Annotated in this window: 10 protein-coding genes and 1 other RNA gene; 10 read left to right on the forward strand and 1 reads right to left on the reverse strand. The window is 56.6% G+C overall.

Annotated elements, in window-relative coordinates; genetic code table 11:
- Window positions 1-1,721, reverse strand: a 1,721-nt coding sequence (locus ABI213_RS20740) for a DNA topoisomerase (ATP-hydrolyzing) (RefSeq protein ID WP_348028488.1), incomplete at its 3' end; no start/stop codon positions are given.
- 227 nt (window positions 1,722-1,948) lie between these two features.
- Here ABI213_RS20740 and ompA point away from each other — a divergent pair.
- The 10 genes from ompA (at window position 1,949) to ABI213_RS20790 (ending at window position 8,826) form a co-directional block, all read left to right on the forward strand.
- Complete coding sequence (gene ompA / locus ABI213_RS20745) at window positions 1,949-2,596, forward strand: outer membrane protein OmpA (RefSeq protein ID WP_348006263.1); 648 nt, start codon at window positions 1,949-1,951, stop codon at window positions 2,594-2,596.
- A gap of 163 nt (window positions 2,597-2,759) precedes the next feature.
- The gene (ubiG, locus tag ABI213_RS20750; RefSeq protein WP_348006264.1) at window positions 2,760-3,467 is read left to right on the forward strand and encodes a bifunctional 2-polyprenyl-6-hydroxyphenol methylase/3-demethylubiquinol 3-O-methyltransferase UbiG; all 708 of its coding nucleotides are present in this window, start codon (window positions 2,760-2,762) and stop codon (window positions 3,465-3,467) included.
- Between the two features lie 8 nt (window positions 3,468-3,475).
- The gene (locus tag ABI213_RS20755) at window positions 3,476-4,144 is read left to right on the forward strand and encodes an HAD-IA family hydrolase (RefSeq protein ID WP_348006265.1); all 669 of its coding nucleotides are present in this window, start codon (window positions 3,476-3,478) and stop codon (window positions 4,142-4,144) included.
- A 21-nt stretch (window positions 4,145-4,165) separates the two neighbouring features.
- Window positions 4,166-4,554, forward strand: a transfer-messenger RNA (tmRNA) gene (gene ssrA / locus ABI213_RS20760).
- Window positions 4,555-4,812: 258 nt separating this feature from the next.
- Window positions 4,813-6,051: an integrase arm-type DNA-binding domain-containing protein gene (locus tag ABI213_RS20765; RefSeq protein ID WP_348006266.1), complete on the forward strand. Its 1,239-nt coding sequence runs from the start codon at window positions 4,813-4,815 to the stop codon at window positions 6,049-6,051.
- Between the two features lie 13 nt (window positions 6,052-6,064).
- Window positions 6,065-6,628: a hypothetical protein gene (locus ABI213_RS20770; protein ID WP_348006267.1), complete on the forward strand. Its 564-nt coding sequence runs from the start codon at window positions 6,065-6,067 to the stop codon at window positions 6,626-6,628.
- A 76-nt stretch (window positions 6,629-6,704) separates the two neighbouring features.
- Entirely contained in the window at window positions 6,705-6,950 is a 246-nt protein-coding gene (locus ABI213_RS20775; RefSeq protein WP_348006268.1) for an AlpA family phage regulatory protein, read from the forward strand.
- An 11-nt stretch (window positions 6,951-6,961) separates the two neighbouring features.
- Window positions 6,962-7,258 (forward strand): helix-turn-helix domain-containing protein, encoded by a 297-nt coding sequence (locus tag ABI213_RS20780; RefSeq protein ID WP_348006269.1) that lies wholly within the window; start codon window positions 6,962-6,964, stop codon window positions 7,256-7,258.
- Complete coding sequence (locus ABI213_RS20785; protein WP_348006270.1) at window positions 7,245-7,904, forward strand: Rha family transcriptional regulator; 660 nt, start codon at window positions 7,245-7,247, stop codon at window positions 7,902-7,904. The genes ABI213_RS20780 and ABI213_RS20785 overlap by 14 nt, the downstream gene beginning before the upstream one ends.
- Complete coding sequence (locus ABI213_RS20790) at window positions 7,897-8,826, forward strand: hypothetical protein (RefSeq protein WP_348006271.1); 930 nt, start codon at window positions 7,897-7,899, stop codon at window positions 8,824-8,826. The genes ABI213_RS20785 and ABI213_RS20790 overlap by 8 nt, the downstream gene beginning before the upstream one ends.
- The last annotated feature ends 1,175 nt before the right edge of the window (window positions 8,827-10,001 follow it).

Below are 10,001 nucleotides of genomic sequence, written 5' to 3' on the forward strand. Positions count from 1 at the left end.
CGTTTTTGGGCCCGGTATTCGGAAAGAGGCTGGCTCTTGATATAGCCGCTGTGGGAGAGTGTGACCACCATGTCGGTGGGGGTGATCAGGTCTTCGGTGCTGAGGTCGAAGGAGCTGTATTCCACCAAGCTGCGGCGTGCACCCAGCTTGGTTTGGCCGAATTCCAGTTTGATGGCGGTGAGTTCTTCGCCAATGATGGCCGATACGCGCTCGGGCTTGGCCAGGATGTCCAGGAAGTCTTCGATCTCGGACATCACTTCTTTGTATTCAGCAACGATCTTGTCTTGCTCCAGACCGGTCAGGCGTTGCAAGCGCATCTGCAAGATTTCTTGTGCCTGGACTTCGGACAGGCGGTAAAGGCCGTCCTGGCCCATGCCGAGTTCTTTTTCCAGGCCGTCCGGGCGGTAGTCGTCCACGTTCACCATGCCGCCGTCGGCACGGGTGCGGGTGAGCATTTCGCGCACCAGCTTGCTGTCCCAGGGGCGCGCCATCAGCTCGACCTTGGCCACGGGTGGGGTTGGCGCATTGCGGATGATGGCAATGAAGTCGTCAATATTGGCCAACGCGACGGCTAGACCTTCCAACACATGGCCGCGTTCGCGGGCCTTGCGCAGATTGAAGATGGTGCGGCGGGTGACGACTTCGCGGCGGTGCTCCAGAAAGACCTCGATCAGGTCCTTCAGGTTGCATAGCTTGGGCTGGCCATTGACCAGCGCCACCATGTTCATGCCAAAGGTGTCTTGCAGCTGGGTTTGCTTGTAAAGATTGTTTAGCACCACCTCGGGCACTTCGCCACGTTTGAGTTCGATCACCAGGCGCATGCCGGACTTGTCGGACTCGTCCTGGATATGGCTGATGCCATCGATTTTCTTTTCGTGCACCAGCTCGGCCATGCGTTCTTGCAAAGTCTTCTTGTTGCACTGGTAGGGCAGCTCGTCAACGATGATGGCCTGGCGCTGGCCTTTGTCGATGTCTTCAAAGTGGACCTTGGCGCGCATTACGACGCGGCCGCGGCCGGTACGGTAACCGTCTGTTACGCCGTTGATACCGGAGATGATGCCGGCCGTGGGGAAGTCGGGCGCGGGGATGATCTCCATCAGCTCGTCCACCGTGGCTTGCGGATTGCGCAGCAAGTGCAGACAGCCATCGACCACTTCGTTCAGATTGTGTGGCGGGATGTTGGTGGCCATGCCCACGGCAATGCCTGAGGACCCGTTGACTAATAGATTAGGGAAACGCGCTGGCATGACCAGCGGCTCTTGTTCGCTGCCGTCGTAGTTGGGGCCGAAATCGACGGTTTCTTTGTCCAGGTCGGCCAGCAGCTCGTGGGCGATCTTGGACATGCGGATTTCGGTGTAGCGCATAGCGGCGGCGTTGTCGCCGTCCACCGAGCCGAAGTTGCCTTGGCCATCTACCAGCATGTGGCGCAGGGAAAAATCCTGCGCCATGCGAACGATGGTTTCATAGACCGCGCTGTCGCCGTGGGGGTGGTACTTACCAATCACGTCGCCTACGATACGAGCCGACTTCTTATATGCGCGGTTCCAGTCGTTATTGAGCTCGTGCATGGCAAACAGCACACGCCGGTGCACGGGCTTGAGACCGTCACGTGCATCAGGGAGGGCGCGGCCCACAATCACGCTCATCGCGTAATCAAGGTAGCTCCGGCGCATTTCCTCTTCAAGACTGATGGGCAGGGTTTCTTTGGCGAACTGGGTCATAGAGAGGCAAACGTCATACAGCGGAGGTCAACTATTTTAGGCCCAAGTGACTGTCGCCACACAGCAACACATGTTCCACAATGCCTGCGTATACCGTCGTGCATGCCTGTTGTCCTACTCGTTTCCCCTTAGCCCTGTGGCACAATTCAATGAACGTATGCAGTGATGGTCACTGTAAACGTCCCGTTTCGCAGCGCTGCTGCGGCTTTTTCCCCAAGAGGAGAACCATGAAGAAATTGAATAAAGTGGCAATGTTGTTTGCCTCCGCAGCGCTTGTAACCGCCGCGGGTGCCCAAACCGTTGACAACTGGAAGAACGGCTCCAACGAGTTGGTCTGGAAGAATGGCTCCAACGAACTGTGCTGGCGTGACAACAACTGGACACCTGCTACTGCAGCTCCAGGTTGCGACGGCGCTATTGTTCCTCCAGCACCGGCACCAGCACCGATGGCAGCACCAGCACCTATGGCTCCTGCAGCTATGGCTCCTCCAGCTGCTGTTGTGGCACCTGTGATGGTTGCAGAAAAGGTGACCTACGCCGCCGATGCATTCTTTGACTTCAACAAGTCTGTGCTGAAGCCAGAAGGCAAAGCTAAGCTGGACGATCTGGTAAGCAAAGTTAAGGGTATCAACCTGGAAGTCATTATTGCTGTGGGTCACACCGACTCCGTGGGTAGCGATGCTTACAACCAGAAGCTGTCGGTTCGCCGTTCTGAGTCTGTAAAGGCTTACTTGGTGTCTAGCGGCATCGAAAAGAACCGCGTGTACACCGAAGGTAAGGGCGAAAAGCAACCAGTTGCTGACAACAAGACTGCCGAAGGCCGTGCTAAAAACCGTCGCGTAGAAATCGAAGTAGTTGGTACGCGCAACAAGTAATTAATGCGCTAGACACCAGATTTTTCTGGTTTCTCCGCGTAGGGTTGGCCTTTTGGCTAGCTCCAAAAAAAGCCCCTTGAGTAAATAGCTCAAGGGGCTTTTTCATATGTGGTTTAAATTCATTGTGCTCTGAGAGCTTTGCGCAATCTGCGAAAATATTCGGATGAATCCAAGTTTGAATGCCGACCCCGCCGAATTGGCTAAATTCTCAGATCTTGCGCACCGGTGGTGGGATCTGGATAGCGAGTTCCGCCCGCTGCACCAGATTAACCCCCTGCGGTTGAATTGGATCGATGGCATCGCGCCTCTGCAGAGCCAGCAGGTGTTGGATGTGGGCTGTGGTGGCGGCATCTTGGCCGACTCGATGGCCCGCCGTGGTGCCGACGTCTTGGGCATCGATTTGTCCAGCAAAGCCCTCAAAATAGGCCAGCTCCACGCTATGGAGGCCCAGACACCCCATCTGCGGTACCGTGAAGTCAGCGCAGAAGACATTGCAGAGGAGCAACCCTCCAGTTTCGATGTGGTTACCTGTATGGAAATGCTGGAGCATGTGCCCGATGCCGCATCCGTGGTGAAGGCTTGCGCCACTTTGGTGAAACCTGGAGGCTGGGTATTTTTTTCCACTATCCACCGCAGTACCAAGGCTTTTTTGATGGCTGTAGTAGGTGCCGAATATCTACTCAATATGTTACCCCGCGGTACGCACGAGTATGGAAAGATGATACGTCCTAGTGAGTTGGCCAGGCACTGTCGCACTGCAGGTTTGACCTTGCAGCATACGCGTGGGCTTGAATTCAATCCTCTTACCCAGCGGTACTTGCTAAGTGGCGACACTAGCGTGAACTATATGTTTGCGACACAAAAGTTGTGAACACACGCATGCATTCAGCGTTTCAAAATATCCGGGCCGTATTGTTTGATTTGGACGGTACTTTGGTGGACAGCGCCCCTGACCTCGCGGGTGCGGCAGACAAAATGCGTACCGACCGTGGTTTGCCGCCTTTTGAGCCAAGCCGCTACCGCCCAATGGTCGGTGCAGGGGCCCGGGGCATGTTGGGCGTAGCTTTTGGCATGCAGCCCGACCATCCCGATTTCGCGACCATGAAAGAAGAGTTCTTTGTGAACTATGAACGCCGCCTGACACAGGAAACCTATGCGTTTGAGGGGGTGCCGGAATTGCTGGCCCAACTGGTCGCACGCCAGATCCCTTGGGGCGTGGTCACAAACAAGTCTGAGCGGTTTGCTTTGCCCTTAACCCAAGCCATGCCCTTGTTTACAACTGCAGATGCCATCGTCGGTGGCGATACTACGCCGCATGCAAAGCCCCATCCAGAACCGTTATTTGAAGCCGCCCGGCGTTTGGGTTTAGCTCCTGAGCAATGTATTTATGTTGGGGATGATGAGCGTGATGTAGTGGCCGGCTTGGCCGCAGGTATGGCGACAGTGGCTGCGGGTTACGGATATCTGGGGAGGAATGCCGATGTCGCCCAATGGGGTGCCCACGCGACGATCCAATCTCCTTTAGAGCTACTGCACTGGTTGCCATAAGCCGGGTAAAATAGATTACTTGGGGCTGCACTGGTTTCGACGTGGGTTCGGACGCGCAGCAGGGCATGTCGAGGTTCTGTCACCTCGTAAAACAACAGAAAAAACCTAACTGCAAACGACGAACGTTTCGCACTCGCCGCTTAATTGCGCGTGAGCCTCGCAACAGCAAGCCAATAGGCTGGGCAAGGGTGGCTAAGCCGTAAGGTTTGACCGTCCAGGCTGCGGGGTAACTTCATTTGGCTGGAAGATCATTGGGTAACTTAGTGGTCTTCAAGAAAATAGGTTGCTGGCGTTTTGCATAGCGTGCCACTGCGCGATGCAAAAGGCGAGACTTAAACCAGACGGCTACACATGTAGAACTGTTCGAAGAAGGCTTGCGGACGGGGGTTCAAATCCCCCCAGCTCCACCACCACTACCGACGAAGGCCGCTAACGACATACAGTTAGCGGCCTTTTTCATTGGTAAATCAGCTACTTAGCCTGCAACAGCGTACAAAGCCGTATATTGACAGCTACGGCAAAGCGGGGGAACAATACGGGGAACAAGTGGGGGAAAACAGGGGTTTTGAGGGTTCGTTCCCCCATTCCCCAGTGAAAACCCCTCGATCTGTTCCCCCGGCTTGCCAGCTCCCCCGCTAGTTGTTCCCCCTCCCTGGAGTTGTTTCCCCATGCTGACCGATCCCGAATGCAAGAACGCAATATGCCCACCTGGCAAGAAACGGGAGCGGCTGACTTGTTCTGGTGGCCTGTATCTGGAAGTCAGCCCGAACGGTTCAAAGCGCTGGTTCTGGAAGTACCGCAAGGATGGCAAAGAGGGCCGCATGGCACTGGGTAGTTATCCAGTAGTTGGCCCCAAAGCTGCGCGGCTGGCGCGTGATGAAGCCAAAGCACACAAGTCCGAAGGGCGCGACCCGGTACAGGTGCGCAAGATCGAAAAGCTGAAATCCAGCCGCACGATTGGGGATACCTTCAAGACGGTGGCGCTGGAGTGGTACGCCAAACAGGCCCCCCAATGGAGCGATGGCCACGCCCTGCGCATATCCCGGCAACTGGAGCGCGATCTGTTTCCCTGGATTGGTGAACGTGCCATCGTGGATATTCACGCCATGGAGTTGCTAGCCGCCTTGCAGAAAGTGGAGGAGCGAGGTGCACTGGAAACCGCTGACCGGGCGCTGATGCTGGCGCGGCAAATCTGGGAATATTGGTTGCCCACCACCGATGCACAGCAACGCAACATCACCGAAGGCTTGAAGGCCAGACTAACGCCATACCGTGGAAAGACCTTTGCCGCCATCGTGGAGCCAACCCGGTTTGGTGATCTGCTGCGCGCCATTAAGACTTACAAGGGCGGGCCAATCGTGCGCACGGCGCTGCAACTGGCCCCGATGCTGTATCAGCGCCCTGGCAACCTGCGCATGATGGAGTGGGGCGAGTTGGATCTGGACGCTGGCCTGTGGACGATCCCAAGCATGAAAATGAAGCGCACCAAGGCTGAGAAAGAGGGTGGCGACCCGCACGCCGTGCCATTGCCAACACAGGCTGTAGAGCTGCTGCGCAAGCTGCACCCGCTGATCGGCCATGGTGTTTACGTGTTCCCTGGCGAGCGCAGCCACGACCGGCCCATTTCCGATAACTCAGTGCGCAGCGGCCTGTATGCCTTGGGCTTTGGCACTGAGCAGACCTGGCACGGCTTCAGGGCAAGTGCCCGCACGATGCTGGTGGATCAACTCGACCTAGATCCGTTGGCCATCGAGGCGAACCTGGCTCACGGTGTGAAGGATGCCAACGGGCGCAGCTACAACCGTACCCAGTACCTAAAGAAGCGATTCGAGCAGATTCAAACGTGGGCCGATTACCTAGACCGTTTGGCCGCTGGCGCTGAGGTGATCCAGTTTAAGACGGCTTAGTCTAGGACGCGCAATGTTTAAAGGCCCATTCAATGGCTTCAGTAGCCAGCAAGAGCTAGATGATTTTTTGCGCTTAGTGCCGACGATCAAAAGCGCATTCCAAATCGCTAGCTCATTTGCAGGTCTTAGTCGCACGGTTGCCGCAGAAAAACTCTTTGAGTTGGTCATTGAGCATGGCGGTGATGACGCCGATCCAGACAAGCAAGCAATCTTGAATGCAGCAATTGGGGCACACCTGAATGCCAAAACCATAGACCATTTTATGGACGCCGTCGCTCGTAGCTGGGCTAAATATAAGCAGAAAGCAATAGCCCAAAAACCAAGACCTAAAACGGGTGAGACCTTTAAAAGCGCGACGATTGCAGCGATGCGCCAATGGATCGACGGGGATCTAACTCGCACCTTGAACGACTTTGTCCAAGCCGAACATAGTGGCACAGATAGCGTAAGCATTAAAGGACTCACAATAAATGGTGTCAAAAGGTACGAGGTTGATGTCGATAAGTTTGAGAGGAAAAAGTTAGCACTTTCGACCCTAGAGCTGTATTGGACAGATGCCAGAAAAAGGCTGCCCTGAGTTAGCCGGTTAAGGCTGGAGGCCGCTTCAACAATCACCTATCGCAATTACGGCCAAGGCCGGATAGGGGGAGTCAATGGCACTTTTTCGCATGGATGCCGTCAAGGCAGAAACCGGGCACCGTAGCCACGCCAGCATTTACAACGCCATCCGGGCGGGCCTGTTCACAAAGCCCGTGCCCATTGGTGAGCGCTCGGTAGGGTGGCCCGATACCGAGGTGCCCGCCATCAACGCCGCACGCATCGCAGGCCAGAACGAGGCGCAGATCAAAGCACTGGTGACACGCTTGCACGCCAAGCGCACCGAGCTGCTGACGGCTTAAGGGGGTACAGCATGAGCACCCCCGACAAGATCGCCGCCTTGCACCAGATACGCGATGACCACGCGGGCCAAAGTGGCGCTAGCCAATGTACTCGGATGCGTGCAGCACTGGCCCGCTTCCCCGTCACCACCTTTGAAGCCATGCGCTATCTGGATGTGTACGACCCGAGGGCGCGGGTGATGCAGTTGCGCAATCGTGGTGACAACATCACCACGGTTTGGCAAACCGTCACCACCGAGTCAGGTGATACCCACCGCGTCGGCTTGTACGTGCTGGACACCGTGGGGGCAGAACATGATCACGCTTGAAAAGCACATCCCCAAAAGCATCCAGCCGCTGGCGCTAGTCGCAGTCAAAGAAGTTCCCCGCGTGGATACCCGCTTGCTGGCTGAGGCCCTGGGCAATCGTCACCAGAGCGTTTTTGAGCTGGTGAAAGACCACCAATCCGACTTCGCAGAGTTTGGCAAGGTCCGGTTTGAAACCGGAGCTTCACCTAGTGGTCAGTCTGAGCGCTTCGCCCTGCTGATCGAAGACCAAGCCTACCTACTGCTAACCTACAGCCGCAACACGGCACGCACGCGGGCACTGAAGGTGCGTCTTGTCAAAGCCTTTGGGGAAGCACGGCGCGCAGCTATCCAACACGGTGCCGAGTACCTGCCCAGCTATCGCGCTCTGCACGACGAAATAGACGCGCTGGCCGGTGGCTCTGATCGTGCGCGCTTTGTGCACATGAACGTCAACAAGCTGATCAACAAGACGGCGGGCATCGAAGCGGGCCAACGCAGCACCGTGCCTATGCCCACGCAGTCCTTGTTGTGTGTGGCGCAGACCGTGGCTGCCAAAGCCATGCAGGGTGCACCCGATTACCACGCCGCCTACGACCGCGCCAAGGCCGCCATGCTGGCGTTGTCTGCCATCACCATGCTGGACACCGTGGAGGCGCAGTATGGCTAACGGACGCAACAAGATTGGCCGCAAGGGCGATTCAGGACGCGATGCGGGCGCGTTCGTCGCCTTGCCTTGGACTGTGTTGGATTGCACAGCCTACGCTCGTTTATCGCACCCAGCCCGTTCGCTGCTGTTGGAGATTGCACGCCAGTTCGTGCGCGACAACAATGGACGCCTGCTCTGTGGCGCGGCGTATCTGGCCAAGCGGGGCTGGAAGTCAAACGATGTAATCGCACGCGCTAAGGTCGAATTGCTGGGGGCTGGTTTCATTCACGAGACCTGCAAGGGCCACCGTCCTAACAAAGCCAGCTGGTACGCCGTGACCTGGAGAGCCTTGGACCGTTTCCCGGGTTACGACGTCGGCGCATTGGAGACGTTCAAGCGAGGTGCCTATGCTGAATTGGCGATTGGTGCCATCAAGCCGACACGCCAAGAGCTGTACGAAAAGCACCGCCAAGCAGGCAATAAAAACGCAAGCCTTACACCGTCTCACGGTGCAGTGCGTCCTCCTACTGCACCGTCTCACGGTGTAGAGAGCATGTCCGCTGCACCGTCTCACGGTGCTGTAGGGGGTGTTTTTGGGGTTCTCCCTACACCGTCTCACGGACACCATCTAGATATACCATCTTCTGTGCAGTTGGTTCCCTGCACCCGCATCGGTATTGATGCAGTGGAGCCAACTGACCGCGAACCCCAAAAGGCCATTTCCACGTTGGCCGAACTTTGGGGCACCGTGGGGTGCAAGTCGCAATGGACCACACCGCACCCGGCCCGTTTAAACGTTGCAAGGGCTGCCATGCGACAAGCGAGCGACCGCCACACTAGAAAGCCGCCTGGCAAGCCTTCACGGCTCGCCGTGCGCGTTGGTGACGATGGCGTGACCCGCGAGCGTGACGAGTTCGCCCAAGACCTGAGCGCCTGGGATTGAGTGGACCCAATGTACGCCCTCCACAATGACGGCTCAAAAGTGAGCCCAGGTCGCCGCGTGATGCATCGAGCAAGAAACGAGAAAGCCCGTGCGCAGCTTTTGTCGTTGGTGCGTGGAGTAGTGCTGGCGCTGGGCGGTCATGCGAAACGACACGGGCTGAAAGTTCAGCCGGTTATGCGCAACGACGAAGGCTCAGAAATGTGCTGTCAGACCCGCTCCCCAAAACCGGGGAATGGGCCACGGTTCGTTTGTCGGTGCCACCTTGCCCGCAGGATGACTAGCCACATGCCCGGCACGCAGATTGCTCTGAATGCCTGGGCCGACGCGGGGCGCACTGTTTGGAAGATCAACAACTCGATTTCCGGGAACTTGTCATATTGCCAGTATCAAACTGCCCTAGATTGGACGCTACCCCTTCAACCTTTGGATGGAGAACTGTGATGACTCGACCAGCTGTGGAAGATGATTACGACGACTTAGGTTATGTCGGCCTGACGGTAGGAACCGTCACCGGTGGGCGCTGATGGTGGCCTTTTTAGTGGCGTTGAACTACATCGTGCTGCGCAGTCTGTGGCGTGTGCTGTTCGGACCCGCACCGATTGAGGCCGTGTCAAGACGGTGACCACGGTTTAGACAGGGAGTTTCTGCACCACAACGCACGCGCGCGCGATGTCAACGGCAAAGTGCTGAAAAGTGCTGTTGGTGCGATGGGCCGCTGTTAGTAAAAGTTAACATTTACTTCGACTGCGGCGGGCCAAGAGGTGGCCAGCCAATCAACCGTAAATTACGGGCGGTATTGAGACATTTACGCCCGAGTGCGCAAGGGACAGCGAGGCGACGTGAGTTTTTGTGAGTAGATGCAGCCGATCCACTTCGAGCGATGTGCTTTTAGTAATCACTAGCCTGCCGGTTTTTCGCGGTTGTTTATGCGACACAAATAGGGTGCGGCTTTTATCTCAAGTTTCGACAGGTTCTCGTCGCCGATCTGGCGGGCAGTCTTTTTGCTGTACCCGGCACAAATACGGTGCGGCATAACCTCAGAAACACGCTATCCACTGGTGACCAAGGGGCATCTAAGGTTTTTTCAGGTTTTTAAAGCCGTTCCGGTCACCATCAACCGCGCCAGCATGGGCCATTAAAAAGGCCGGGAAAGGGGGGGTAGCAAAGCCAAAGCG

Source organism: Rhodoferax sp. (assembly GCF_039922535.1).
GTDB lineage: Bacteria > Pseudomonadota > Gammaproteobacteria > Burkholderiales > Burkholderiaceae_C > Rhodoferax_B.